The organism is Celeribacter neptunius (genome assembly GCF_900113955.1).
GTDB lineage: Bacteria > Pseudomonadota > Alphaproteobacteria > Rhodobacterales > Rhodobacteraceae > Celeribacter > Celeribacter neptunius.
Genome location: NZ_FORH01000002.1, coordinates 42083 through 66480 on the forward strand (window position 1 = coordinate 42083; position 24398 = coordinate 66480).

Sequence of the window (24398 nt, forward strand, 5' to 3'; positions counted from 1 at the left end):
CCGCCGCCCTGTCACACCACCGATCTTACATTGCCGGTCTTACATCGCCGTGGTCAGCTCCTGCGCCACGGTACAGATCGGCCGCCCGTCGAGCGCGCGCAGCGGCAGCAGGGTCGTCTCGACCGGGCCGTCGTGCTCGTACCAGTAGCAACCGTCATCCGGGTTCACCATGACTGCCGTGAGGTCCTGATGTGGTGCGACGATCTCGGCCAGCCCCTCGGGCAGCTTGGTCAGAAACCCGTCTTCCGTGGTCCGCCCCATCGGCTCCGCACAGCCCGCCAGCATCGTCAGAGCGACCATGGCCGAGACCGGCCCCCAAACATGTTTCATTCGAACATCCTCTCGCACGCTACAGAAGCTTTCTGCTCCCTTATGATTTTTCAGGAAAAATTCCCGGGGTAAAGCCCTGGCCGTATATTCCCGCGAATGTGAAGTCACGAAACCACAGCTCGAAACCGGAGACCCTGGCACAACGGCCCGCTTCAGCCGATGACCAGCGCGCGCTCAGTTCACCGGGGTCGGCAGCGGCTTGCCCTCGAAATAGGCGGTGAGATTGTCGCATTGCGCGATCGACATGTCGCGGCGGGTCTCCACCGTCGAAGAGGCCTGATGCGGCTGCAACAGCACATTCGGCAGCGCGATGAGCCGCGCATCCACATGCGGTTCGTTGTAGAAGACATCGAGCCCGGCGCCGGCGATATCGCCCGCCTCCAGCGCCTCGATCAGCGCCTCTTCGTCGATACAGCTGCCGCGGGCGATATTGATCACCACACCGCGCTTGCCCAGCGCCTGAATGGCCGCACGGGACAGGTAGCCCTTGGTGTGATCCCCGCCGACCACGGCCACGACCATCCAGTCGACCGCTTTCGCCAGAGAGACGACATCCTCGCCATGGTAAGTCCAGCCCTCGGGCGTGTCCTTCGCCGAGCGCGAGGTGTAATGCACCTCCATGCCAAAAGCCGCGCAGCGATCCGCGATGGCCCGGCCGATCCGGCCCATACCGGCAATGCCCACCGGCGCGCCGGACATTTTACGGTTGAGCGGCAGCTCCCTGCCCGACGCCCATGTTCCCTCACGCACCCAGGCGTCGCCCTTGACGATCTCGCGCGACCAGCCGAGCATCAGCGCCAGCGCCAGATCCGCGACATCCTCATTGAGGACATCGGGGGTATTGGTCACCCTGATGCCGCGCGCGGTGGCGGCGGCGACGTCGATCTTGTCATAGCCGACGCCGAATTGCGAAATCACCTCGAGATTCGGGAAAAGATCCATTTGATCCCCGTCAAACGGCTTGTGCCCCTTGTTGGCCACCGCCCGGATCCCGGCGCGGACATCTTCCGGCAAAGCAGACCGCTCTTCGGGCGTGCCGGCCAGCACTGCGGGCGCCACCGCCTCGATCCGGGCACGCTCCTCGGCGTCGAAATAGGGCGCAGAGATCAGGATCACGGGGTCGGTCATGTCAGAGCCTTTCTTGTCAATACCATAGCCGGTCTGAAGCGGCGAAAACCATGGTTCAGTCCTAGGCGATCGAGCTCGGTTTGAAAAGGCTTCAGCCGCCGGGTTTTACCGCTAACCCTCTGGTGTTTTCCGATCATCCAAGCCCCAGCCATCGTCCTGGTTCATGGCCGTTATGCACCCGCTAACCATCCCCGAAAAATGCACAGTCATTTGTCCGACATCAAATCGAGAGGGCTGAATATGTGCTCTAAGCGGGGCGGGACAGCGCGAGTATCCCTTCATTCCAGAGCCTGCTTTCGAACACAGGCGGAGCTTTACCTGCCGCAAAGGCAGCCCGGGCCAAGTCACCTTGCGCCCGACCGGAGGAGGCTTGCTCGCAAAAGTCCAGATCTCGACGACGTTCTCTACGACGGAGGCCTGACGACCATGAGTGATACGGGTGTGCCCATCCCCGCCAAAGGCACCACAGCGCCGCCCCTGGGTCGCTTTGCGACGCGGCTGTTTGCGACGCTGTTTCTGTTCTGGCTTCTGCTGAACGGCTCGCTGAGCCCGGCAACGCTTTTGAGCGGTGTCGTGGTCGCCGGCGTGATCGCCTTTTTCTTTTCCCGCAACCTGTCCTTCCTCTCAGGCTTCAATCTGACGCCCAAGGGTATCGGCGCGGGGCTCATGTTCATCGGCTACTTCCTCAAGGAGCTGGTGAAAGCCAACCTGGCGCTCGCCAAGCTGGTCGTGACACCGTCGCTGCCGCTCTCGCCCGCCATCGTCAAGGTCCGCACCCGCCTGACCCATCCGGTCGGGCGGCTTTTGCTTGCCAATGCGATCACCCTGACGCCCGGCACGCTGACCACCGAGATCCAGGGCGAATATCTCTACATCCACTGGGTCGTCGCCAAGGACACCGAGATCGACGCCGCGACGCAGGAAATCGTTGCCGGGTTCGAGCAATATCTGGAGGTGATGTATGGCTGACCTGCTCCTCATCCTCGCCGCTCTGGCCACGCTCGCCGCCTTTGTCATGGCCGCATGGCGTTTCATCAAGGGACCGCGCGCCACCGACCGGGTGGTGGGGTTCGACGTGCTGACCATCGTCTCGATCACCGGCATCGTCCTGGCCGCATTGATCACCGGCCGCGAAATCTATCTCGATGTCGCACTGGTCTATGCGCTCCTGTCATTTTTGGGCGTCATCGTCGCCGCCCGTTATCTGGAAGGAGGCGAGAAATGAGCTTTTCCGGACCTCTCGACACGCTGGGCGCTCTGGTCCTTCTGACGGGTGCGCTGTTTCTGGCGCTTGGCGGGCTTGGCCTTGTGCGCATGCCCGATGTGTTCAACCGCATTCAGGCCGGCACCAAGGCGACGACGCTGGGGACGCTTCTCGTTCTGATCGGCGCCGCTCTGATCATGCCCGGCTGGGCGATCAAGCTTTTGCTGATCATGCTGTTTCTGATGTTCACCAACCCGCTGAGTTCGCAGGTTCTGGCCCGCGCCGCGCATCGTTCCGGTGCGCCCATGGCGCCGCAGACCCAGGTCGACCGGCTGGATGAAGATGCGGAGGAGCTGGCATGACTTTCTTGACCCTCATGGCTGCGGTTCTGGCATTGGCCACGCTCGGTGCCGCCCTCATCGCGCTTCTGACCCGCTCCACCGTGGTGGCCGTATTGGCGGCCGGGCTGGTGTCGCTCTTTGCCTCAGTCCTGTTCCTCATTCTGGCCGCGCCCGATGTGGCGATGACCGAGGCGGCGATCGGCTCCGGGCTGACCACCTTCCTGTTCTTCTTCGTCCTCGGCCGTCTGCGCCGCGAAGGCGCGAAACCGCAAGGCACGAAAATGGAGGGTTCGAAATGACCACCCGCACCGCCATTCCCCTCGTGCTTCTGGCGCTCTTGGGTACAGCGTTCTTCACGCTGTTCGCCGGCTATGTGCCGGATGCCGAGCTCAATCGCACCGCCGCCTATTATGCCAATCAGACCGTGGCCGAGACCGGCGCCCAGAACGTGGTGACGGCGATCATCGTCACCTATCGCGGGCTCGACACGCTGGGCGAGGTCACCGTGCTGTTCCTCACCGCCGCCATCGTCGGGCTGGTTCTGGCGCATTCGAAAGCGCCGAAGGGCCGTTCCGGCTCCGGCTTTCTGCCCTCGGGCGAGCTTTTGACCACGGGCACACGCATGCTGGTGCCGGTGATCCTCCTGTTCGGGGCCTATGTCTTCGTCAACGGCCACCTGACCCCGGGCGGCGGTTTCCAGGGCGGCGCCATCGTTGCCTCCGGCCTGTTGCTGATGCTGCTGGCCGATCCGGCAGAACGGTTCTCGCACGGGCTGATTTCCCGCATCGAGAGCTCTGCCGGGCTCACCTATGTGATCCTTGGCCTTCTGGGCATGATCCTCGCCGGCGGCTTTCTCGACAACCGTATCCTGCCCTTGGGCACGTTCGGCTCGATCCTCTCGGCTGGAGCGATCCCGCTCATCTACATCCTCATCGGTTTGAAAGTCGGGGCGGAATTCTCCTCGATCCTGACCTCTCTCGAAGAAACGGAGGACGCGGAATGATCCTCATCCAAATCGCCATGCTCCTGGGCTTTGCGTTGATCCTTCTGGGGCTCTACGGCGCGCTGACCAATCGCGACATCATCCGCATGATCGTGAGTTTCACCATCGCCGACACCGGTGTGAACGTGGTTCTGGTCTCGGTCGGCTATCTCACAGGCCGTGAGGCGCCGATCCTCGACACCATCCCGGTCGCAGATGCCGCCGCCCGTATCACCGATCCGGTGCCGCAGGCGCTGGTGCTCACCGCCATCGTCATCGGGCTGGGCGTCACCGCCCTCATGCTCGCCTATGCCTATCGGTTGTTCCGCGCCCGCGGCAGCCTCGACATCTCTGACTATACGGAGCTGAAATGGTAAGCCCTCTTCTCATCCTCGCCGCCGGGCTGGGTGCGGCATTCCTCCTCGGGCTTTTGCGCCAGACCTCTGAGCGCGCAGCCTTCTATGTCACCATCGCGGCTCTGGGCTTCATGGGCTTTATCGCCCTGTCCTGGACCGTCGGGCTGGCGCTTGGCGACGCCCTGCCGGTGATGATCACCACGGCGGGAACCGCGCCGCCCTTTGCCATCAACCTCTTCATGGGGGGGATGGAAGCGGCACTGATCTCCGTCGTTACCCTGACCGGGCTCCTGTCCGCCTTCTACATGCGCAAGGATCTCCTGCGTCTCGGGCGCCGCGTCATGGCGGTACTTCTGGTGCTGATCATGGCGCTCTCGGGGCTGATCATGACCCGCGACCTGTTCAACCTCTTCGTCTTCATCGAACTGATCGTGATCGCCTCGGCCGGTCTGATCCTTTTGTCGAGAGACACACGCGCGCTTGGCGCCGGGTTCAAATATCTCGTGGTCTCGCAGGTGATCTCGATCCTTCTGCTCGTGGGGGTGATTTTCACCTATCACGCCAATGGTTCGCTCAATATCGACGACATCCCGGCCCGCCCGATGGTCTTCACCGGCGCTTCGCTGGCGATTTTCCTCGTGCTGATCGCGCTGGTTCTCGAATTGAAACCTTTCCCTGCCAATGGCTGGGCGCTCGACATCTATGAGAGCGCGCATCCCGGCTTCTCGGCGATCTTCTCCGCCGCCTCCGGCACCGCCGCCGCCTTTGCCGCGTTCAAGCTCTTTGACGTGGCCGGCCCCGCCTGGTTGCCGCTCGCGACCGGCATCGGCATCGTCACCTTTGTCGGCGCCAATCTTCTGGCGCTGGCGCAAAGCCACGACCGCCGCCTGCTGGGCTATTCCTCGGTGGGCCAGATCGGCCTCGTGTTGATGGTGATCGGTCAGGCCGACATTCTGGGCGCGACGCTCCCCTATGTCGCCGGCGGTATCCTGATCTCGCATGCGGTGGCGAAATCCGGTCTGTTCTGGCTCTCCGGTCTGGTGAAAGGCCGCGAGCTTTCCGACTGGGCCGCGCTGCGCGACAATCCGGTGCTGATCGTCGCCTTCGCCACCTTCATCGCCATGCTCACCGGCCTGCCGCCCTTCCCGGCGTTTTATGCCAAATGGGCGCTGGTGCATGCGCTGATGGCCAATGGCGCCTTTGCGCTCACCGCCGCCTTCCTGATCGCGGCGCTGATCGAAGCCGCCGTACTATTCCGCTGGTTCGGCATGGCGATCAAACGCGAATCCCGTCGCGCGGTCGTGGTCAATCTCACCTATGAGGCCGTGGTGCTCCTCGCCATGGGCACAAGCTTCGTGCTGAGCTGGATCTGGGGTGCGGCAAGCGGTCAGGAGAACCTGATCACGCTGGTGCCGCTGCTCTTCGCGCTTTTGTTCCTGCCTTTGGACATTTTCCCGGCCAAGGCCAAGAACCTGCTGGCGATCGCCGGGCTGGTGGTCTGGTTCGCGCTGTCGTTTCACGGGCTCGACCCGATCCGCCTGGTGTTCCTGATCATCATGGTGCTGGGCGGCGCGCTGCTGCTGCTGGCTTCGTTCCATGCCGAGGGCCGTCGCATGGGCTTCTACACCCCCGCGATGCTGATGTTCGCCGGCATGGCGCTCCTGATCACTTCGGAGACGAGTTTTCAGTTCTTCGCCGCCTGGGAATTCCTCACCGTGGGCAGCTATTTCCTGATCCTGCGGGGCCATGACAGCGAACCGCATGCGCTCTCCTACATCGTCTTCTCGCTGGGTGGCGCCTTTGCCCTACTGGCGGGGTTTGCGCTCGCTTCCGGCGGCAAGTTCACCTTCTTCGTCAGTGAACTGTCGGAGATCGCACCGCAGGTGGCGCCCTATGTCTTTGTCCTGCTGGCGATCGGTTTTCTCACCAAGACCGCCGTCATGGGGTTGCATATCTGGCTGCCCGGGGCCCATGCCGAGGCCGAGACCGATGTCTCGCCGATGGTGTCTGGCATCCTCTTGAAGGCCGGTCTCTTCGGCCTGTTCATCCTGCTCCTCGAAATGGGTCACCAGACGCTCTACGGCATCGATCTGACCGTTGTACTCGTGTGGCTCGGGGCACTCTCCGCCTTTGTCGGCGCGGTGCTCGCCGCCTTTCAGGAAGATGCGAAACGGCTTCTGGCCTATAGCTCGATCTCGCAGATGGGCTACGCCGTCTTCGGTCTGGCGCTGATGAACCATTTGGGCTGGCTCCTCGCGCTGATGTTCGCGATCAACCACTTCGTCTACAAGTCCATGCTGTTTCTGGCCGTGGGCGGCGTCAAGGAGCGCACCCATACCAAGCTCATGTACAAGATGGGCGGGCTGATCACGCTGATGCCCTACACTTTCGTCTCGGTTCTGGTCGGCATCATCGCCATGTCGGGCGTGCCGCCGCTCTCGGGCTTTGGCGGGCGCTGGATCTTCTACAACGCGATCATGTCCACCGATCTTCGCCTGCCGATGATCCTCGTGTTCATGTCCGGCCCGGTCGGGTTCCTGTATCTGTTCCGCCTGATCCACTCGATCTTTTTGGGCCAGCCGAAAGACGAGCTGCGCATGGTGAAAGAGGCGCCGTTCTGGATCGTCGCGCCGCAGATGCTCTTCGTGGCCTTCCTGATCGCCTTTGCCGCCCTTCCGGGCATGATCCTGAGACGCGTCGATGGCTATATCGGCCAGATCTTTGGCGACCAGCCACTGACATGGTCGGGCCGGATCGTCGACAGCCAGTTCGGCACATGGAATCCGGTGGCAATCTGGGGCGTGATCGCGGTGGTGTTCATCACCATCCTGCTCCTGCTGATCTGGATGAACCACAACGCCCAGCGCGTAAAACAGTTCAACATCGTCTTCTCCGCCGAACGTCCGTTCAAACCGCAGACCACGCATTTCGCCTGGAACTTCTTTGCGCCCTACCGCAAGGCGATGGGGTTCCTGGAAGCGCCCATCGCCACCGGTTTCTGGACGGGCGTGAGCAATGCGCTCCACGGCACGGCGGAATTCACCCGTAAATTCTACACCGGCAATGGCCAGACCTATGCGGTGCAGCTCCTGCTGTTCGTTGTTGCGGTCTATCTGATCGTCCTTGGCTCCATGGGAGGCGCGTCATGAGTTCTTTTCCCAACTTCGCATGGGGACAGGTGCCCCTCGCCCTGCTGACGCTGTTCATCGTCATCAACTACGGCATGATCATGACCGCGCTGGTGCGCAAGATCGGGGCACGGGTCGGCGGGCGTTACGGCATTCCGATCTGGCAGAACTATATCGATCTGCTGAAGAATATCGCGCTCAGATCGAAGATCTCGCACGGGGTGATGTATTACCTCGCCCCGGTGTTTCGCCTCACCGGCGGCGTGGGCCTTCTGCTCTTCGTGCCGACGATCTACGGCTCGGACTGGCATCAGAATTTCTCTTATGCCGGCGATCTCATTCTGGCGCTCTATTTCGTCTTCTTCGGCACGCTGGGCATGGCCTTGGGCGCCGGCGAGAGCGGCCATCCGCATTCGGCCATCGGCGTCTCGCGCGGTCTTTCCCAGGTGACCATGGCGGAACTGCCGCTGGCGCTTGGTGTCTATGCCATTTCGCTTCAGTACCAGACCCTCGACATCACCCAGATCGTCGCGGCACAGCAAGGCTCGATCTTCAACTGGACGCTCTTCACCAACCCCTTGGCCACCATCGCCGCCATGTTCGCCTTTGTCGGCACGATGATGCGCTCGCCCTTCGACGTGGTGATCGCACCGCAGGAAATCCCGATCGGCCCGCCGACCGAATATCATTCCTCCTATCTGGCGCTGATGCAGACCAACCGCGTGCTCTTCCCGGTCGCCAAGACGGTGATCTACATGAACCTGTTCTTCGGCGGCGCAACGAACTGGGCCGAATTCGCGATCAAGGTGTTCGTGCTCTACATGCTCACCGCCGTGATCGGTGTCGTGCACCCGCGTTTCCGGGTCGAACAGAGCATCCGCTTCTTCCTCAAATGGGGGCTGCCCGTGGGCGTCCTCGCCATCCTGACCGTGTAACGGGGGTGACATCATGAAAGACGTTGACGACAAGTTCCGCAAGGACACCGAAAAGCAGGTTCCGCTCCGTGAAGAGCTGAAACCGCGCAAGGTGACGACGCCCGACGGGCAGGAAATCGACATCGATCCGCTGCGCGATTATTTCTGCGACGCCAAGCCGAAGGTGCATCCCAAGGCCTACTCAAAGATTGTCGAGGATTTCTACAACTGGGCGCGCTCGAACTCGCTCTGGATTCTCGGCTTCGGCACCGGCTGTGGCGCAATCGAGATGCGGCCTCTGATGACGCCGCGCTTCGATGCCTATCGCTATGGCATCCAGTGGCGCCCCACCCCGCGTCAGGCCAACCTGCTGGTGATCTCCGGCTATCTCTCGGTCAAGACGCTCAAACGCGCGATCCGCGCCTATGAGCAGATGCCCTCACCGAAATACGTCATGGGCTTAGGTTCCTGCACCATCAATGGCGGCATGTATTGGGACAGCTACAACACGATCAAACGGCTCGACGATTACCTGCCCGTCGACATGTATGTCGCCGGCTGCATGCCGCGCCCCGAAGCGCTGCTTCATGGCTTCATGGAACTCAAGCGGGTGATCCGCGAGGGCAAGGGTGAAGGCGCCAACACCTATGCCGAGAATTTTGACCAATACAAGGTCAACCAGAAGGCCGTGATCAAGGACTGGGACATGCCGGATTACAATTGGTGATCGAGATGATGAGAGAACTTCTATACCGCCTCAAAGACCGCTATCACCTCGGCACGCCGACGTTTCAGCGCGACGATCTGACCTTTGTCACCGTCAAACGCGACGAGCTGCGCGCCATTCTGACCGAACTCAGGGATGTCGAGGGGTTTACCCATCTGACCTTCCTCACCGCGGTCGACTGGATCGAAGAAGGCCTGTTCCAGCTCACCTATATGATCAACAACCGTGAGGCCAACCAGTCGCTCGGTCTGCGCGTCATGCTCACCCGCGAGGATGAGCCGGGCGCCACCACGGGCGACACGATCCACGATCTCTGGCCTACCGCGGCGACCTATCAGCGTGAGTTGAACGAGATGTTCGGCATCAACTTCCCCGGCTCTCCCCGCGTCGATGAGGAATTCATCCTCGAGGGCTGGACCGACCTGCCGCCCTATCGTCGCGATTTCGACACGCTCGCTTATTCGCAACAGACCTATCGCGAGCGTCCGGGCCGTGGCCGGTCTGATCCGAAGGCCCATATGCAAGAGACGCTTTACCCGGATTATCCGAAACCCCGTGAGGCCGCTCACGCCCACAAAGAGGAGGCGAAATGATGTTCTCCTTCAAACCCGACCGGTCGCAATACCCAGAGCCCGGCCCCGACGGCAAGCTCGAGATCGATCTCGAGACCGGCAAGTACCTCAAGCTCTGGCACGGGCCGAACCATCCCGGCATCACCGGCAATATGTCGGTGGAGCTCACCGTCTGCGGCGATGAGGTCGTGGATGGCAAGACCCATGTCGGCTATCTGCACCGTGGCTTCGAGAAGCTGATGGAGCGGCGGACCTTCATTCAGGTCTTTCCCATCGTCTGCCGGGTCTGCGTGCCGGAGCCGGATTTCAACGAATATTGCTATGCCGCCGCGGTCGAGGAACTCGCCGATATCGACGTGCCGGAAATGGCCAACTGGATCCGGACGCTCATTCTCGAAATGGGCCGGTTCAACAGCTACATGATGGCCATGGGCGGCATCTCCGGCGCCTTGGGCCTCGGCGTTGTCGGTCAGTGGATGACCTATACCCGCGATCTGATGCTCGACCGGTTCGAGGAACTCACCGGGGCGCGGATCTATCACATGTTCATCCTGCCCGGCGGCGTGCGCGCGCATCTGCCCGAAGGGTTCGAGGCGCGGATGGAAGAGGTGCTGCAAACGGCGGAGAAATACCTCGCCGATGCCGAGAAGCTGATGTTCCACAGCTCCGTTTTCAAAACCCGCACCAAGGGTGTCGGCTATATCGATCCCGCGCTCTTTGAACGCTACGGCGTGACCGGGCCGAATGCCCGCGCCGGCGGTGTGGCCAAGGATGTGCGCAAGGACAGCCCGTATCTGGTCTATGATCAGCTCGAGTTTACCGTGCACACGGAAACGGAGTCGGACATCTATGCCCGCACGCTGGTGCGCTACAAGGACCTGCAGGAGACCATTCAGCTTATCCGTCAGATCCTCCGCAAGATGCCGAAAACCGGCGAGGTGATGAGCAACCTGCCCAATGTGCTGCATTGGAAAATCCCGCGCGGCGAGACCTATATCAAGGGCGAATCCTCGCGCGGCGAATATGGCTATTACCTGGTGACCGACGGCACTGGCTATCCGCGCCGGATCAACGTCCGCGGGCCGAGTTACACCCATGCCATGGCTTTGCTCGAACATCTGATCCCCGGCACCAATATTTCCGACGTCGCGGCGCTGATGGTGTCGCTGCACACCTACCCGCCCGAGATCGAGAGGTAATCCCATGTCCCTGCGCGACGTACTCTCCCCCTTCACCGCCTGGAAACATGTGATCGACACCCCGGTCACCATCCAGGACCCGTTCAACCGCGAGGCCGCCGATCGTTACCGGGGCTTTCACCAGAACGACATGGACAAATGCATCGGCTGCGGCTCTTGCGAAGAGATCTGTCAGAACGACGCCATCGACATGGTGCCGGTCGAGGGCCAGAACGCCGGTCCCGGCGACTCCGGTCTCCGCCCGATGATCGATTATGGCCGCTGCTGCTGGTGCGCGCTCTGCGTCGATGTCTGCATGACCGGTTCTCTGACCATGTCCAACGAATACACCTGGGTCGACAGCGACCCCGATGCGTTCAGGTTCATCCCCGGCGTCGATGGCAAGTCCTGGGATCTTGAACCCAAGGGCTATCAGCGCGAGGACACGCGCCGTCTCACCGGCACCACCCGCGCGCCGATGGGCGAGATGGAGCCCGAGGCACGGATCGGCAATTTCGACGAGATCGTCGACGGGTTCACCCGCGAACAGGCGGTGATCGAGGCCGATCGTTGCGTCGAATGCGGGCTCTGTGTCGCCACCTGCCCGGCGCATATGGACATCCCCGACTATATTTCGAAAGTCCGCGATGGGGATTATGAGGGCGGTTTGCAGATCTTGTACGAGACCAACCCGTTCTCGCAGGCCTGTGGCCGGATCTGTACCCACAAATGCGAAACCACCTGCGCCGCGATGCATGAGGGCGACGCGATTGCCATCCGCTGGCTGAAACGCGACATCACCGACAATGTACCGCGCGAGCGCTATTTCGACCTGATCCAGAAACCGGATGTGCCCGAAACAGGCCAGAAGATCGCCGTGATCGGTGCCGGTCCCGCCGGCCTCACCACCGCCTATGATCTGGCACGCAAGGGCCACAAGGTCGTGGTCTTCGAAGCCTTGGACAAGCCCGGCGGCATGATGCGCTACGGCATCCCGGAATACCGCCTGCCCTATGATGTGTTGGACCACGAAATATCGGTGATCGAAAGCATGGGAGTCGAGATCCGTTGCAACATGCGCGTGGGGCATGAGATCTCCATGCAGCAGCTCGAGAAAGCCTATGACGCCGTGGTGCTCTCCATCGGCTTGCATCAGGGCCGCTCCACCCGCGTGCCCGGCTCCGAGAAAGCCGAGGCCGCCATCGATCTGTTGCGCCGGATCACCGCCGGCGAAGAGGTTCCGGTGCCCGAACAGGTGGCGGTGATCGGCGGCGGCAACGTGGCGATGGACATCGCGCGCTCGATGGCGCGTCTGCAGAAGGTGAAATACGACAAGGTCGGCGTCACCATCACGGCGCTCGAAGAGCTCGACCGCTTCCTCGCCGATGCCGAAGAGATCAAGGAAGCCCAGGAAGAGGGCTGCGTGATCTACCCGGCGCGCGGGCCGCAGGAAATCACCCTGGAGGGCGAAAACGTCACCGGTCTGCGCACCTGGAAGGTCAAGGCGATCTTTGACGACGAGGGCCGCTTTGCCCCAAAATATGACGAGGCGGATGAGATGGTTCACCCGGCGCAGATGGTCGTCGAGGCCATCGGCCAGATGTCCGATATCTCGCTTCTGGGCGCGGAACTGACCGAGAAGCTCGAATGGAACCGTGGCCGGATCATGATCGACGCCGATGGTCAGACCTCGGAAGCCTGGCTCTGGGCGGCGGGCGATGTGACCTCCGGTCCGGACGTCATCCATGCGGTTGCCGATGGTCACCGCGTGGCGCGTTCGGTGGGCAAAATGCTCGCGACAAAACGGGAGAAACTGCAATGAGCGAAGCGAACAAGGAAAAACTGTCCGGTCTCACCAGCGTGAAAGAGATCATGGACACGGCGACATCGTTTGAGGTGGTGGCGCGGGATTTCTATCAGGCCCTCGCCCCGAAAGTGTCGAAGAACATCCGCTGGCTGGTCGATGAACTCGCCGAAGAGGAACAGGGCCATGTCGATCTCTTCACAAAGCTCGCAAATGATCCGAAAGTCTCCGAAGTGATGGCCGAAAAGATCCAGCGTCCGGTGGCCGACGGCAAATTCTCCGACTGTGTGCAGGTACCGGATCTGGGCGAGAACCCGGACGATCAGACTGTGCTGCAATATGCGCTTCTGCGCGAAACCGCGGCGATGGAGCAATATACCGAACTGGCCGAAACCGCCCCCGAGGGACCGTTGAAAGAGGCCTTTGTCTTCCTCGCCAATGAGGAGGCCGAGCACAAGGAAGAGCTCGAGAAGATCTATTACGAGGTGGTGCATTCCGGTGGCGTGTAAACGCCATCCTGCCCGCCACCGCAGCTCCGGTTTTGCCAATCGCCCCAAAGATATGCCACGATGGGGGAGCAACCGGCGGGGGCCGGACGCAGGCATAACGGAGCGCGGCGGCCTTGCCATGTCGCTTCGCGGGCCATGCGCTTGACCCCGCCGCAGATACGTATATACATCGTATAGGCAATTCAGGGGTGAAACAGGGCGAGACATGGGCCAGAAAAACAAGAAAGACAGCTCGCTGATCATTCGGCTGCCCAAGGCGGACCGGGATGATTTTGTTGCGCTCTGCGAAGAGATGGATACCTCTGCCTCGCGCGAGTTGCGCGACCATATCCGCAAATTCCTCAAGAAGAATGCCAAGAAAGGGTCGTCATCGTGAAAACGCTTCTCGTCGCCAATTCCAAGGGTGGCTCCGGCAAGACGATGACAGCAATCACCCTGGCCGCCGCATTGAAGGCCGCCGGGTACAAGGTCATGCTGGCCGATGCCGATCCGCAGCAATCTGCGCGCCGCTGGGGCAAGCGCCGCTCAGCCTATGCGCCGCATATCCCGACCGCAAACTGGACCAAGACCCCGCGCCCGTCTGTGCCGAGAAAGACCGACTGGCTGGTGATCGACAGCGGCGCTGGCATCGAGGCCGAGGAGGTCAAGCCCTTTGTCAAAGAGGCGGATTTCCTGATCACCCCGGTGATGGCCTCGATGTTCGACGAGCTGGCGGTCAAGGGCTTCTTCAAGTCACTGCAAGAGCTCAAACGCATCCGCAAGGACAAGATCGAGATCATGACCATCGGCTCGCGTGTCGATCTCCGGCGCAAGGACGCCAAGCTTCTGGGCGAGTTTCTCGAGGCCAATGGCCAGGAGCTGGTGACGCTGATCTCGGAACGCGCCGCCTATATCGATCTGGCCCGCGAGGGCCTGTCGATCTTCGATCAAAAACAGGCCAAATACAAAGCCATGAAAGAGCAATGGCAGCCGGTGCTGAAACGGCTGGGTGTCAAGCTCTGAGCGCAGGCACCGCCCTGCCCCCATGGTTTTCGCGCCTGGCCCCATGTCAGGGGACTGACAGCCGAAAGGCGATCTGTCACGGATAGGTCATACCGGGCCGCTACAGGACCCGGGACCATCTTCGGAGCACAGATCATGATCCCATCCGCCTTCACCGCCCCCGGCCGTTTCTACCGCGGCAATCTGCACACCCATTCCAACCTCTCCGACGGTGGCCTCGAGCCTGCGGAAGTCTGTCGTCGCTACAAGGCGGAAGGCTATGATTTCATTGCGCTAACCGATCATTTCATCGGCATGTACAAATATCCCCTCGCCGACACCCTGCCGTTTCGCGATGACAGTTTTACCACAATTCTGGGCGCCGAGCTGCACTCGGGCGCGATGGAGAATGGCGAACTCTGGCATATTCTGGCAGTCGGCCTGCCCGCAGACTTCGCGCCGTCGCATTCTCCCGCCTTCACCCCGGTCGAGGGACAGGAGAGCGGCCCGGAGATCGCAGAGCGCGCCCGCCAGGCCGGTGCCTTTGTCGCCGTGGCGCATCCGCAATGGTCGGGCATGAGCCTCAATGACGCCCGCTCGATCGAGGCCGCCCATGCAGTGGAGATCTACAACCACGGCTGTGCCATGGGCTGTGACCGCGCCGACGGGGCGTTCTACGCCGATCTGCTGCTCTCGGAGGGCCGCGACTTGACCCTGATTGCCACCGATGACGCACATTTTACCGAACCGGATCATTTCGGCGGCTGGGTCATGGTGAAATCCGAAGCCCTGACCCCGGAGGCGCTGCTCGAGGCGCTCAAGCGCGGCGATTTCTACAGTTCGCAGGGCCCGGAGTTGCGCCATATCGACGTGACGAAACAAACGGTCACGGTCGCGACCAGCGCGGCCTCCTCCGTCATCGTGCAGGGCCACGGTTCGGCCGCCGTCGCCGTACATGGCGAGAGCCTGAGCCGCGCCGAAGTGCCGCTCATGCGGTTTTACAACAGCCCATGGTTGCGGGTGACGGTGATCGACCGGGCCGGAAAGCGCGCCTGGTCGAACCCGATGCCGAACCCCGGCTACGCGGGCACTTAGAGCCGACGAAAAAGGCCGCACCTCCTGTTCACTCGGGTCCTACCGCGCGCTCAGGCCGGCGCCACCGCCGTCACCTCGACCTCGACCTTGAACTCTTCGCGGGTAAACCCCGTGACGATCAGAAGCGTCGAGGCGGGTTTGACCGCCACCTCGGCGAGCCAGGCATCGCGCACCGCCATATAGATCGGGAAATCCTCGCGCCTCGTGACAAAGCCCGAGACGCGGATCACGCTGTCGCGGGTAACCCCGGCCTCGCGCAAAATCGCGTCGATATTGGCGAAACACTGTTCCGCCTGTTCCCTGACCCCCGGGGCGCAGCTGCCATCGGCGGCCAGCCCCAATTGCCCGGAGGTGACGATGACCCGCCCGGCCGGTGCGGAGGCAATCCCATGATTATAGGCGCCGAAAGGGGCGGCAATCGTGGTCGGGGTGAGAGGTTTGTGCATGGGCAGCTCCGGTGCGAGATTCGTATTGCGTCGCACCGGTGATGCCATTTCCATGACCCGAGCGCCGCAATTGTGTACAATCTCGCATCCGATCCCGTCGCCCCCTGCATTAAATTTGACCATGCGGCCAGAAATTTGCCTGCAATTACGGCAAATGCGAATTACGCGCAAAATCACGCAACTCCGCCTGTGCCTGCCCCGATGACGCTCGCTAACGTGGGTTTCGGAATTTCACCCACGGAGAGTTTACATGACTTTGAAACGCGTTCTCGCGGGGCTTGCCCTTGCCGCGACCACATCCACCGCCGCGCTTGCGGCCGACCTCACGCCGGTCGCATTCGGCACCAACTGGCTGGCCCAGGCCGAGCACGGCGGCTATTACCAAGCCGTGGCCGATGGCACCTATGCCGCCTGTGGCCTCGACGTGACGATCCAGCCGGGCGGCCCGCAGGTGAACAACCGCGCGCTGATGCTCGCCGACAAGATCCAGTTCCACATGGGGGGCGATCTGCTTCAGGCGTTCAACGCCGCCAAGGAAGGCATCCCGGTCGTCGCCGTCGCCGCCACCTTCCAGAAACACCCGCAGGTGATCATCGCCCATCCGGGCGTGGCCGAGACCTTCGAAGATCTGAAAAAGACCACGCTTCTGATCGGCGACAACGGTTTTGCCTCCTATTACCAGTGGATGATCGCCGCCTATGGCTTTACCGCCGAGCAGCGCGAACCCTACACGTTCAACCCGGCGCCCTTCCTGGCCGATGAGATGAAGTCGATGCAGGGCTACCTGTCGTCCGAACCCTATGTGATCGAGAAAGAGGGCGGCTTCACCCCCGATATCTTCCTGATCGCGGACGCCGGTTACTCCACCTATGCGACCACGATCGAGACCATGCAGAAGACCATCGACGAGAACCCCGAAGCGGTGAAATGCTTTGTCGATGGCTCCGCGATCGGCTGGTACAATTATCTCTACAACGACAACTCTGCCGCCAATGAGATGATCATGTCCGACAACCCGGACATGACCCAGGACAAGATCGATTTCGCCATCGAGAAAATGAAATCCGAAGGCATCGTCGACAGCGGCGACGCGCTCGAACTGGGCATCGGCGCGATGACCGACGAGAAGATCAAGGATTTCTACGACAAGATGGTCGATGCCGGCGTGATCGAAGCGGGGCTGGATTATTCCGCCGCCTACACGCTCGACTTCACCAACGGCAAAGTCGGTATGGACCTGAAATAAGCTCCTGATCCCAAAGACCTCGCGGGGGCGGTGCGCCGCCCCCGCAGCTCTCGATTTCGAAAGACGCACATGACCCTCCCCCCTTCCATCCCCCCCATGGGCCAGCGCGAAAAGCTGTTGGAGATGTCCAATGTGGACAAGGTCTTCAACGGCAATGTCGTTGCGCTCAAGGATATGAACCTGACCGTCAACCAGGGCGATTTCATCTCGCTTCTGGGCCCCTCCGGCTGTGGCAAATCCACCGCTCTGCGGCTGATCTCCGGGCTGATGCGCCCGACCTCTGGACAGATCGCCTGGGAAGGCGGGATGAAGACCGGGGATTTGGGCGTGGTGTTTCAGGAACCCACGCTGATGCCCTGGGCGACGGTGGAACAGAATGTCTGGCTGCCCTTCCGGCTGCGCGGCAAATCGATCCGCGACGTGCAGGACGAAATCATGTGGGCCTTGAAGATGGTCGGACTCGAGAAGTTTCAGAAAAGCTACCCGCGCGAGCTTTCCGGCGGCATGAAGATGCGGGTCTCCATTGCTCGCTCGCTGGTGACCGAACCGCGGCTGATCCTGATGGACGAACCTTTCGCGGCCCTCGACGAGATCACCCGACACAAGCTGAACAACGATCTGCTGGAGCTGCGCGACAAGCTGAAATGCACGGTGATCTTCGTCACCCATTCGGTGTTCGAGAGCGTGTTCCTGTCGGACCGTATCGTGGTCATGGCGGCGCGCCCCGGACGGGTGTCGTCGGAAGTCACGGTGGATGCGCCCTACCCGCGCACCGAAGAGTTCCGCACCTCTGCGGACTATGCGGAACTGTGCCGCAAGGCCTCCGACGCGCTGCATGGCGCGATGAACGAACATGGCGCGAGGGCTTCCGCATGAGCACGACCGATATGAATGCCGCCTCTTCCACCGCCCCCGTGGTCGACGAAGAGGAACTCCGCTACGCCCGCGCCCAGAAGCGCGAGAAGATCGGCAAATGGCTGCTGCCCATTCTGGTGATCTCGCTGGCGATTTTCCTGTGGGACCGCGTCGTCGTGTGGAATGAGATCCCGCATTACATCCTGCCCGGCCCGGGTCTCGTGGTGAAAACCCTCATTCAGGACTGGGGCATGTTGTCCTCGGCGCTCTGGGTGACGGTGAAAATCACCCTGGCCGCGCTCTCGGTCGCGGTGATCGGCGGGGTGGGCCTCGCGATCCTGTTCACCCAGTCGCGCTATTTCGAGATGTCCTTCTACCCGTTCGCGGTGATCCTGCAGGTGACGCCTGTGGTCTCGATCGCGCCCTTGATCTTCATCTATGTCGACAGCCGTCTGGCGGGGCTTTTGCTCTGTGCCTGGATCGTGGCCTTCTTCCCGATCCTGTCGAACACCACCTTGGGCCTCAATTCGACCGATCATAACCTGCGCGATCTCTACAAGATCTACGGTGCCACCCGCTGGCAACGCCTGCGCTACCTGCAACTGCCGACGGCGCTGCCCTATTTCCTCGGGGGCCTGCGCATCGCCGGCGGGTTGTCTCTGATCGGCGCCGTGGTGGCGGAATATGTCGCCGGCACCGGCGGTATCGGATCAGGTCTGGCGTTTCGCATTCTCGAGGCCGGATATCGCCTCAACATCCCGCGCATGTTCGCGGCCCTTCTCCTCATCGCCGCCACCGGGGTGGTGATCTTTACAGCAGCCTCGCTCTTGAGCCATGCGCTTTTGCACAAATGGCATGAGAGCGCCATTAAACGGGAAAATTAAGGACTTACATGAGCTTTTGCGTTCTGCCCAGCGGCGCGAAGACACTGAAAAATGTCACGGTCCCTGCCAGCCTCATTGGCCAAACCGGGGACCTCATCACCACCGATCTCACGATCAAGGACGGTAAAATTAAAGAGGGCGAGATTGTAAAAACGGACGCTGGGCAACCGGCCGAAACTACAATCGATATCCCCGTCATCGACATGCAAGGCGCGATGGTCTTTCCGACCTTCGTCGATATGCACACGCATCTCGACAAGGGCCACATCTGGCCCCGCGCCTCGAACCCCGATGGCTCGTTCATGGGGGCCTTGGAAACCGTGCGCGCCGATCATGCCAACTGGTCGGCCCCGGACGTCGAGGCGCGGATGGATTTCGCCCTGCGCTGCGCCTATGCGCATGGCACCAAGGCGATCCGCACCCATATCGACAGTCTCGACAATCTCGCGGCCTCGTCGTTCGGCGTGATCAAGAAGATGCAGGAGAAATGGGCCGGCAAGATCGATCTTCAGGCGTCTTGCCTGGTCGCCATCGACCGCATCTTCAAGGATGAGGGCGATTTCCCGGCGATTGCCAAGATCGTCGCCGAGGGCGGGCATACTCTGGGTTCGGTCACCTACCCGGTGCCGGATCTGAAAGAACGTCTGCTGGACTTCTTCCATTTCGCGATGATGTATGATCTCGAGGTGGATTTCCACGTCGACGAGACCGACGATCCGACCTCGGACACTTTGCGTACCATCGCCGAAACCGTGTTGGAACTGGGTTTCAAAAACCGCGTCACGGTAGGCCATTGCTGTTCGATCTCGGTGATGCCCGAAGAGACCGCCGATGAGATCATCGCGCTGGTGGCCAAGGCCGGGCTCAATGTCGTCTCGCTGCCGATGTGCAACATGTATCTGCAAGACCGCTACAAGGGCCGCACACCGCGTTGGCGGGGCGTCACCATGGCGCATGAGCTTCACGCCGCAGGCGTCAATGTCTCCTTCGCCTCGGACAACACCCGCGATCCGTTCTATGCCTATGGCGATCTCGACATGATCGAGGTGATGCGCGAGGCCACCCGTATTTGTCATCTCGATCATACGGATGTGCCCTGGGTGAACGCCTTTCTGACCAACCCGGCCACGGCCTGCGGTTTCGACGCGCCCACACTCGCCGCCGGCGCCCCGGCCGATCTGGTCATCTGCAACGCACGCGGCTGGACCGAGCTTTTCGCCCGGCCGCAATCCGACAGGGTGGTGCTGAGGGACGGAGATCCCATCGACCGCACCCTGCCCTCTTACCGTGAACTCGATGCAATCGTGAGCTGATATCATGAAACCCAATGTCGCTGCGGCCAAGGCCGCCCTGTCCCATCTCGAATTGGACGAAAACCCCGCCACCATCCGCAACAAGAGCCGCGATTTCTTCTGGTATTCGCCGGTCTTGAAGGCCGAGATGGACCATCTCGAGGCCGATTTCGTGGTCAATCCGAAATCCGAAGCCGAGGTGATCGAGGTCCTCAAGACCTGTTATGCCCATGACGTGCCGGTCACCTGTCGCGGCGGTGGCACCGGCAACTATGGTCAGGCCATGCCGCTGGCCGGTGGCTGTGTCATGCACCTGACCGGCATGAACAAGATCAAGGAGATCGGCCAGGGCTATGTCGTCGCCGAACCCGGCATCATCATCAAGGAGATGGACGCCGAGCTGAAAGAGAAATCGGGTCAGGAGCTGCGCATGTTCCCCTCGACCTATTCGCAGGCCTCTTTGGGCGGCTTCATCGCCGGCGGTTCCGGCGGGGTCGGATCGGCCAATTGGGGCGCGCTCAGGGATCTGGGCAATATCAACCGCTTGCGCGTGGTGACGATGGAAGCCGAACCGCAGGTGCACGACTTCACCGGCGAAGAACTGCACCGCGTTTCCCATGCCTATGGCACCAACGGCATCATCACCGAGATCGAGATGCCTCTGGCCCCCGCTTATGAGTGGGTCGAGATGTTCGTGCGCTTCGACACGTTCCGCGCCGCCACCGAGTTTGCCGGCGCCCTGACCAAGGAGCCGGGCATCCTGATCAAGCTCGCCTCGGTCTATGCCGCGCCGATCGCGCATAAGTATTTCCAGCGCGTCAAAGCCCATGTGACCGAAAACGATCACCTCTGCGGCCTCATGGTGGCCCCGCAATCGATGGACGGGTTCAAGACCCTTCTCGACCGCTTCGACGAGGGCGAGGTGATCTATCGCTCCGACAAGGTCGAGTGGGATCGCCATCCCGGCCCGGTCTATGAATATGGCTGGAACCACACCACGCTGCGCGCCCTCAAATTCGAGAAAGACCTGACCTATCTTCAGGTCCGTTACGGCGGCGATGTCGAGAAGGTGATGAACGCCTATGAGGCCTTCAAGGACGATCTCTACATGCATCTCGAGGTGATGCGTGAAGGCTCCGGGATCTCCTATGCCGGTCTGCCCATCGTCTTTCCAAAGGACAAGGCCGAGCTCGACGATCTGGTGGCACGCCACGAGGCGATGGACTGCATGATCTTCAACCCGCATCGCTATACGCTCGAGGAAGGCGGACGCCAGTCCACCGACCAACGCCAGCTCGATTTCAAACGCGAGGCCGACCCGAAGGGGCTATTGAACCCCGGCAAGATGATCGCCTGGGACGATCCCGAATTCGATTACGCCGACATGTACAGCTACGCCAAGATCTTGCCGAAACCGCAAGAGGAGCCGGCGCAATGAGCTCGCCCGCATCCAAGGGCCGGGTGTTGGTGCTCTACGCCCACCCCTGTCCCGAAAGCTTCAACGCGGCAGTACATGAGGTGGTCGTGGACACGCTCACCAAATCCGGTTGGGAGGTCGACGATTGCGATCTCAATGCCGAGGGCTTTCAGCCGGTACTGACCACCGAGGACCGTCGCGGCTATCACGACGAGCCCGACAATATCGACCCGGTGCGCCCCTACGTGGAGCGACTTCAGGCCGCCGATGCGCTGGTCATGGTCTTCCCGGTGTGGAATTTCGGCTACCCGGCGATCCTCAAGGGCTTTCTCGACCGGATTTTCCTGCCGGGCGTGTCGTTCAAACTGAAGGACGGCAAGGTCCGCCCGGGCCTCACCAACATCAAGCGGCTCTATGCCTGCACCACCTATGGCGGCACGCGGATGCGGGCGATGATGAATGGTGATCCGCCGCGCAAATGCGTCACACGGCCCGTCTGGTACGCCTGTGGCATGCCGAAAAAGAAATACATCGGCCTCTATGACATGAACCGCAACGAGGCGCCGAAACTCAAGGCGCATCTCGAGCGGGTGCGACGCGAGATGGAGGCGATGTGATGAAACGCGCCCTCGTGGTCTACTGCCACCCGCGCGAGACCTCGTTCAATTTCGGCATCAAGGCCCGGGTGATCGAGCGGCTCGAGGCGGCCGGTGTCGACTATCGCCTGCGCGATCTCTATGCCGAGGGGTTCGATCCGGTGCTCTCGGCGCATGATCACGAGGTCTATGAGAACGTGCCGGAGAACCGTGCCCTCGTGGAACGGGACTGCGACGATCTCCTGTGGTGCGACAGCCTGATCTTTGTCTACCCGACCTGGTGGTACGGGCTGCCGGCGATGCTCAAGGGCTGGCTCGACCGGACCATGGTCTCGGGCGTCGCCTTCATCATGCCGCAGAGTGACGGTGAGGATATCAAACCGGGGCTGACGCATATCACCAAACTGGGCGTCTTCACCACCTGCGGCGCCTCGCGTTGGCTCACCTTCATGGTCGGCGCGCCGGGCAAGCGCACGCTGATGCGCGGGCTCCGTGTGATCCTCGCCAAGCGTTGCAAGACCGCCTTTGCCGCCCATTATCTGATGGACAGCTCGACGCAGGCAAGCCGCGCCAAACATATCGAACGGGTCTCGACCAGGCTCGATCGCCTGATCAAGGCACCGACCCCGAAGGAGGGATGAATGGACATACCTGTACTCGACTGGCAACGGTTTGCCACCGGTGCCGATACCGACGGATTCGTGAAAGACTTGGGCGCGGCCTGCCGCGACACCGGGTTCTTCCTGATTTCCGGCCATGGCATTCCCGAGGCATTGATCGCTGATGTTTTCGCGAAAGGCGATGAATTCTTTGCCCTCCCCGTGGCAGAGAAGTCCGTGATCGACATCCGCAACAACCCGCACAATCGTGGCTGGGCCTGTCAGGGCTCCGAGGCATTGGACGAGACCTCCGGGATGATGGACCGCAAGGAAGCCTTCAATGTCGGGTTCGATCTGCCCGCTGACGATCCACGTGTTCTGGCCGGCGAGCCGTTTCGCGGCGTCAATGTCTGGCCCGAGGTGGACGGGTTCCGCGACACGATGCTCGGCTATTACAAGGCGGTGCTCGATCTCTCGGTGGCGCTGCACCGGGCGTTCGAGATGGACCTCGGCCTGCCCGAAGGCTATTTCCCACCGCATTTCACCGAGCCGATGGCGACGCTCCGTGTGCTCTCCTACCCGGCCGCGCCGGATGGCGAAGGCATTGGTGCCGGCGCGCACACCGATTACGGCTCTGTGACCATGCTGATGACCGACGGTGTCGGCGGCTTGCAGGTCAAGCCGCGCGGCCCGGAAAACCAGAGCGGCTGGATGGATGTCCCGCATGTGCCGGGTGCCTTTGTGGTCAATATCGGTGACTGCCTGATGCGCTGGTCGAATGACATCTATGTCTCGACCCCGCACCGGGTGCTGCCGCCGAAACAAGCCCGACGCTCCATCGCCTTTTTCCTCGACCCGAACCCCGACAGCGTCATCGCAGCGCTGCCGGGCACGGGTGAGGCCAAATACCCCGCGATCACCGGCGCCGATTATCTGCGCGCCCGGCTGGACGCGACCTACACGCCAAAGGAAGTCAAATGAAACGCTATGACTGGGCCGAATACCGCACCACGGAATTCGCCAATTTCGACCCCGAGAAAACCATCGTGATCCTGCCCACGGCCGCCGTGGAACAGCACGGGCCGCATCTGCCGGTCGGTGTCGACACCTATATCAACGAGGGCATGCTGGCGGAATTGCGCGCCTGCTGCCCCGAGGATCTCGACATTCTCATCCTGCCGGTGCAGGCGGTGGGCAAATCCAATGAGCATATCCATGCCAAGGGCACGCTGACCTACACGGCCAAGACCGCTTTGGACGCCTGGACCGAGATCGGGCTGTCGGTGGCGCGCGCGGGGCTCAAGAAGATGGTCATCGTCAACTCCCATGGTGGCAATCTCGATCTGATCTCCATTCTGGGCCGCGAATTGCGGGTGCAGGCCGGAATGATGGTGGTGAAATGCCAATGGGGCAATTTCGGCAAGCCCGAGGGCATGTACAGCGAGCAGGAAAGCAAATTCGGCATCCATGGCGGCGATTTCGAAACCTCGCTGATGCTGCATTTCAAACCGCATCTCGTCGACATGGAACAGGCCGAGGATTTCCGCTCGACCGCCGAAACCGCGCCGATCTCCCCCATCGGGCCGGTGAACCTGGCGTGGGTGTCGAAAGACCTCAATCCCAAGGGCACGGTGGGGGAAGCCCATCTGGCCACGGTCGAGAAAGGCAAGGCCACCGCCGAGCATATGGTGGCGGGTTTCATCGAGATGCTGAAACAGTTCCGCGATCTCTCGACCGAGGGCTATGCGCGGACCATTCCGGAGTGAGAAGCCGCGCGAGGACGGCAAGACAGACGTAAAAAGGGGGCCATTGGC

28 protein-coding genes are annotated in these 24398 nt (G+C 61.6%); 25 read left to right on the forward strand and 3 right to left on the reverse strand.

Annotated elements, in window-relative coordinates:
- Nucleotides 1–39: 39 nt before the first annotated feature.
- Nucleotides 40–330, reverse strand: coding sequence for a hypothetical protein (locus BM151_RS06355; protein ID WP_245781125.1), 291 nt, complete (start codon nt 328–330; stop codon nt 40–42).
- A 174-nt stretch (nt 331–504) separates the two neighbouring features.
- Nucleotides 505–1458 carry a 2-hydroxyacid dehydrogenase gene (locus tag BM151_RS06360; RefSeq protein ID WP_090059293.1) on the reverse strand — a complete coding sequence of 318 codons (954 nt, stop codon included), beginning with the start codon at nt 1456–1458 and terminating at the stop codon, nt 505–507.
- A gap of 426 nt (nt 1459–1884) precedes the next feature.
- Here BM151_RS06360 and BM151_RS06365 point away from each other — a divergent pair, with 426 nt between their 5' ends.
- The 16 genes from BM151_RS06365 (at nt 1885) to BM151_RS06435 (ending at nt 15249) form a co-directional block, all read left to right on the forward strand.
- A complete protein-coding gene (locus BM151_RS06365; RefSeq protein ID WP_090059295.1) occupies nt 1885–2427 on the forward strand; it encodes a Na+/H+ antiporter subunit E in 543 nt (180 codons plus the stop codon).
- On the forward strand, nt 2420–2683 hold the full coding sequence (locus BM151_RS06370) for an MrpF/PhaF family protein (protein WP_090059296.1): 264 nt from the start codon (nt 2420–2422) through the stop codon (nt 2681–2683). The genes BM151_RS06365 and BM151_RS06370 overlap by 8 nt, the downstream gene beginning before the upstream one ends.
- A complete protein-coding gene (gene mnhG / locus BM151_RS06375) occupies nt 2680–3024 on the forward strand; it encodes a monovalent cation/H(+) antiporter subunit G (RefSeq protein WP_090059298.1) in 345 nt (114 codons plus the stop codon). The genes BM151_RS06370 and mnhG overlap by 4 nt, the downstream gene beginning before the upstream one ends.
- Nucleotides 3021–3302, forward strand: a complete 282-nt coding sequence (locus tag BM151_RS06380) for a Na(+)/H(+) antiporter subunit B (protein WP_090059299.1) — start codon at nt 3021–3023, stop codon at nt 3300–3302. The genes mnhG and BM151_RS06380 overlap by 4 nt, the downstream gene beginning before the upstream one ends.
- A complete protein-coding gene (locus BM151_RS06385) occupies nt 3299–4006 on the forward strand; it encodes a Na(+)/H(+) antiporter subunit B (RefSeq protein ID WP_090059301.1) in 708 nt (235 codons plus the stop codon). Before BM151_RS06380 ends, BM151_RS06385 begins: the two co-directional genes overlap by 4 nt.
- Complete coding sequence (locus tag BM151_RS06390; RefSeq protein ID WP_090059302.1) at nt 4003–4362, forward strand: sodium:proton antiporter; 360 nt, start codon at nt 4003–4005, stop codon at nt 4360–4362. Before BM151_RS06385 ends, BM151_RS06390 begins: the two co-directional genes overlap by 4 nt.
- Complete coding sequence (locus BM151_RS06395) at nt 4356–7490, forward strand: proton-conducting transporter transmembrane domain-containing protein (RefSeq protein ID WP_090059304.1); 3135 nt, start codon at nt 4356–4358, stop codon at nt 7488–7490. The genes BM151_RS06390 and BM151_RS06395 overlap by 7 nt, the downstream gene beginning before the upstream one ends.
- Nucleotides 7487–8404, forward strand: coding sequence for a respiratory chain complex I subunit 1 family protein (locus tag BM151_RS06400; RefSeq protein WP_090059306.1), 918 nt, complete (start codon nt 7487–7489; stop codon nt 8402–8404). Before BM151_RS06395 ends, BM151_RS06400 begins: the two co-directional genes overlap by 4 nt.
- A gap of 13 nt (nt 8405–8417) precedes the next feature.
- Nucleotides 8418–9110 (forward strand): NADH-quinone oxidoreductase subunit B, encoded by a 693-nt coding sequence (locus tag BM151_RS06405; RefSeq protein ID WP_090059307.1) that lies wholly within the window; start codon nt 8418–8420, stop codon nt 9108–9110.
- An 8-nt stretch (nt 9111–9118) separates the two neighbouring features.
- A complete protein-coding gene (locus tag BM151_RS06410) occupies nt 9119–9703 on the forward strand; it encodes an NADH-quinone oxidoreductase subunit C (protein ID WP_218151330.1) in 585 nt (194 codons plus the stop codon).
- Complete coding sequence (locus tag BM151_RS06415; protein ID WP_218151331.1) at nt 9700–10881, forward strand: NADH-quinone oxidoreductase subunit D-related protein; 1182 nt, start codon at nt 9700–9702, stop codon at nt 10879–10881. Before BM151_RS06410 ends, BM151_RS06415 begins: the two co-directional genes overlap by 4 nt.
- Before the next feature lie 4 nt (nt 10882–10885).
- Nucleotides 10886–12682: an FAD-dependent oxidoreductase gene (locus tag BM151_RS06420; RefSeq protein ID WP_090059309.1), complete on the forward strand. Its 1797-nt coding sequence runs from the start codon at nt 10886–10888 to the stop codon at nt 12680–12682.
- Nucleotides 12679–13173, forward strand: coding sequence for a ferritin family protein (locus tag BM151_RS06425; protein ID WP_090059310.1), 495 nt, complete (start codon nt 12679–12681; stop codon nt 13171–13173). The genes BM151_RS06420 and BM151_RS06425 overlap by 4 nt, the downstream gene beginning before the upstream one ends.
- Nucleotides 13174–13378: 205 nt before the next feature.
- Nucleotides 13379–13549 (forward strand): hypothetical protein, encoded by a 171-nt coding sequence (locus tag BM151_RS21595; protein ID WP_177213048.1) that lies wholly within the window; start codon nt 13379–13381, stop codon nt 13547–13549.
- Nucleotides 13546–14175 (forward strand): ParA family protein, encoded by a 630-nt coding sequence (locus BM151_RS06430; RefSeq protein ID WP_090059312.1) that lies wholly within the window; start codon nt 13546–13548, stop codon nt 14173–14175. Before BM151_RS21595 ends, BM151_RS06430 begins: the two co-directional genes overlap by 4 nt.
- A 135-nt stretch (nt 14176–14310) precedes the next feature.
- Entirely contained in the window at nt 14311–15249 is a 939-nt protein-coding gene (locus tag BM151_RS06435) for a PHP domain-containing protein (RefSeq protein ID WP_090059314.1), read from the forward strand.
- Nucleotides 15250–15299: 50 nt separating this feature from the next.
- Here the strand turns inward: BM151_RS06435 and BM151_RS06440 are convergent, their stop codons facing one another.
- The gene (locus BM151_RS06440) at nt 15300–15695 is read right to left on the reverse strand and encodes a RidA family protein (protein ID WP_090059316.1); all 396 of its coding nucleotides are present in this window, start codon (nt 15693–15695) and stop codon (nt 15300–15302) included.
- Between the two features lie 250 nt (nt 15696–15945).
- Here BM151_RS06440 and BM151_RS06445 point away from each other — a divergent pair, with 250 nt between their 5' ends.
- From BM151_RS06445 to BM151_RS06485, 9 genes are all read left to right on the forward strand, one after another.
- Entirely contained in the window at nt 15946–16941 is a 996-nt protein-coding gene (locus BM151_RS06445; protein ID WP_090059318.1) for an ABC transporter substrate-binding protein, read from the forward strand.
- Nucleotides 16942–17010: 69 nt separating this feature from the next.
- On the forward strand, nt 17011–17817 hold the full coding sequence (locus BM151_RS06450; RefSeq protein ID WP_245781126.1) for an ABC transporter ATP-binding protein: 807 nt from the start codon (nt 17011–17013) through the stop codon (nt 17815–17817).
- Nucleotides 17814–18680 (forward strand): ABC transporter permease, encoded by an 867-nt coding sequence (locus BM151_RS06455; RefSeq protein ID WP_245781127.1) that lies wholly within the window; start codon nt 17814–17816, stop codon nt 18678–18680. The genes BM151_RS06450 and BM151_RS06455 overlap by 4 nt, the downstream gene beginning before the upstream one ends.
- Before the next feature lie 8 nt (nt 18681–18688).
- Nucleotides 18689–19993, forward strand: coding sequence for a cytosine deaminase (locus BM151_RS06460; RefSeq protein WP_090059323.1), 1305 nt, complete (start codon nt 18689–18691; stop codon nt 19991–19993).
- Between the two features lie 4 nt (nt 19994–19997).
- Nucleotides 19998–21410 (forward strand): FAD-binding oxidoreductase, encoded by a 1413-nt coding sequence (locus BM151_RS06465; protein ID WP_090059325.1) that lies wholly within the window; start codon nt 19998–20000, stop codon nt 21408–21410.
- Nucleotides 21407–22006: an NAD(P)H-dependent oxidoreductase gene (locus tag BM151_RS06470; protein ID WP_090059327.1), complete on the forward strand. Its 600-nt coding sequence runs from the start codon at nt 21407–21409 to the stop codon at nt 22004–22006. The genes BM151_RS06465 and BM151_RS06470 overlap by 4 nt, the downstream gene beginning before the upstream one ends.
- The gene (locus BM151_RS06475) at nt 22006–22626 is read left to right on the forward strand and encodes an NAD(P)H-dependent oxidoreductase (protein ID WP_090059328.1); all 621 of its coding nucleotides are present in this window, start codon (nt 22006–22008) and stop codon (nt 22624–22626) included. Before BM151_RS06470 ends, BM151_RS06475 begins: the two co-directional genes overlap by 1 nt.
- Complete coding sequence (locus BM151_RS06480) at nt 22627–23565, forward strand: isopenicillin N synthase family dioxygenase (protein WP_090059330.1); 939 nt, start codon at nt 22627–22629, stop codon at nt 23563–23565.
- Nucleotides 23562–24350, forward strand: coding sequence for a creatininase family protein (locus BM151_RS06485; RefSeq protein WP_090059332.1), 789 nt, complete (start codon nt 23562–23564; stop codon nt 24348–24350). Before BM151_RS06480 ends, BM151_RS06485 begins: the two co-directional genes overlap by 4 nt.
- Nucleotides 24351–24398 lie beyond the last annotated feature (48 nt).

Coding starts and splice junctions, on each gene's coding strand:
- BM151_RS06460 (WP_090059323.1), top strand. CDS start 18,689: ATGAGCTTTTGCGTTCTGCCCAGCGGCGCGAAGACACTGAAAAATGTC.
- BM151_RS06395 (WP_090059304.1), top strand. CDS start 4,356: ATGGTAAGCCCTCTTCTCATCCTCGCCGCCGGGCTGGGTGCGGCATTC.
- BM151_RS06485 (WP_090059332.1), top strand. CDS start 23,562: ATGAAACGCTATGACTGGGCCGAATACCGCACCACGGAATTCGCCAAT.
- BM151_RS06370 (WP_090059296.1), top strand. CDS start 2,420: ATGGCTGACCTGCTCCTCATCCTCGCCGCTCTGGCCACGCTCGCCGCC.
- BM151_RS06470 (WP_090059327.1), top strand. CDS start 21,407: ATGAGCTCGCCCGCATCCAAGGGCCGGGTGTTGGTGCTCTACGCCCAC.
- BM151_RS21595 (WP_177213048.1), top strand. CDS start 13,379: ATGGGCCAGAAAAACAAGAAAGACAGCTCGCTGATCATTCGGCTGCCC.
- BM151_RS06465 (WP_090059325.1), top strand. CDS start 19,998: ATGAAACCCAATGTCGCTGCGGCCAAGGCCGCCCTGTCCCATCTCGAA.
- mnhG (WP_090059298.1), top strand. CDS start 2,680: ATGAGCTTTTCCGGACCTCTCGACACGCTGGGCGCTCTGGTCCTTCTG.
- BM151_RS06450 (WP_245781126.1), top strand. CDS start 17,011: ATGACCCTCCCCCCTTCCATCCCCCCCATGGGCCAGCGCGAAAAGCTG.
- BM151_RS06445 (WP_090059318.1), top strand. CDS start 15,946: ATGACTTTGAAACGCGTTCTCGCGGGGCTTGCCCTTGCCGCGACCACA.
- BM151_RS06380 (WP_090059299.1), top strand. CDS start 3,021: ATGACTTTCTTGACCCTCATGGCTGCGGTTCTGGCATTGGCCACGCTC.
- BM151_RS06435 (WP_090059314.1), top strand. CDS start 14,311: ATGATCCCATCCGCCTTCACCGCCCCCGGCCGTTTCTACCGCGGCAAT.
- BM151_RS06360 (WP_090059293.1), bottom strand. CDS start 1,458: ATGACCGACCCCGTGATCCTGATCTCTGCGCCCTATTTCGACGCCGAG.
- BM151_RS06400 (WP_090059306.1), top strand. CDS start 7,487: ATGAGTTCTTTTCCCAACTTCGCATGGGGACAGGTGCCCCTCGCCCTG.
- BM151_RS06425 (WP_090059310.1), top strand. CDS start 12,679: ATGAGCGAAGCGAACAAGGAAAAACTGTCCGGTCTCACCAGCGTGAAA.
- BM151_RS06415 (WP_218151331.1), top strand. CDS start 9,700: ATGATGTTCTCCTTCAAACCCGACCGGTCGCAATACCCAGAGCCCGGC.
- BM151_RS06455 (WP_245781127.1), top strand. CDS start 17,814: ATGAGCACGACCGATATGAATGCCGCCTCTTCCACCGCCCCCGTGGTC.
- BM151_RS06420 (WP_090059309.1), top strand. CDS start 10,886: ATGTCCCTGCGCGACGTACTCTCCCCCTTCACCGCCTGGAAACATGTG.
- BM151_RS06355 (WP_245781125.1), bottom strand. CDS start 330: ATGAAACATGTTTGGGGGCCGGTCTCGGCCATGGTCGCTCTGACGATG.
- BM151_RS06475 (WP_090059328.1), top strand. CDS start 22,006: ATGAAACGCGCCCTCGTGGTCTACTGCCACCCGCGCGAGACCTCGTTC.
- BM151_RS06440 (WP_090059316.1), bottom strand. CDS start 15,695: ATGCACAAACCTCTCACCCCGACCACGATTGCCGCCCCTTTCGGCGCC.
- BM151_RS06410 (WP_218151330.1), top strand. CDS start 9,119: ATGAGAGAACTTCTATACCGCCTCAAAGACCGCTATCACCTCGGCACG.
- BM151_RS06365 (WP_090059295.1), top strand. CDS start 1,885: ATGAGTGATACGGGTGTGCCCATCCCCGCCAAAGGCACCACAGCGCCG.
- BM151_RS06390 (WP_090059302.1), top strand. CDS start 4,003: ATGATCCTCATCCAAATCGCCATGCTCCTGGGCTTTGCGTTGATCCTT.
- BM151_RS06480 (WP_090059330.1), top strand. CDS start 22,627: ATGGACATACCTGTACTCGACTGGCAACGGTTTGCCACCGGTGCCGAT.
- BM151_RS06405 (WP_090059307.1), top strand. CDS start 8,418: ATGAAAGACGTTGACGACAAGTTCCGCAAGGACACCGAAAAGCAGGTT.
- BM151_RS06385 (WP_090059301.1), top strand. CDS start 3,299: ATGACCACCCGCACCGCCATTCCCCTCGTGCTTCTGGCGCTCTTGGGT.